A 241-nucleotide genomic window follows, 5' to 3' on the forward strand; every position below is an offset into this window, starting at 1 on the left:
TTCTGTTTCACATATTTCTGCACATACACCCAACAGGCAATGCTACTGGCTTCTGATACAATGTCAGCTATGGTTTTGCGCATAAGCTCTTCAAATTCAGTAATTTCTTCTTTTGGGACAACATCATACAGTGTTGATGCCTGATGACTTAATTTTACGCTATTTTCATTTGCATCTTTAAGCAGATTCTTAACTTTTTCTCTTGAATCCTCCGGTACTTTCATGTACTCCCACATAAATG

1 pseudogene is annotated in these 241 nt (G+C 36.9%); it reads right to left on the minus strand.

Annotated elements, in window-relative coordinates:
• A pseudogene (locus GPK88_RS19945) lies at positions 1–224 on the minus strand (hypothetical protein); the annotation flags it as partial.
• Positions 225–241: the final 17 nt, after the last annotated feature.

This window comes from Blautia sp. MCC269 (assembly GCF_018785655.1).
Taxonomy (GTDB): domain Bacteria; phylum Bacillota; class Clostridia; order Lachnospirales; family Lachnospiraceae; genus Blautia_A.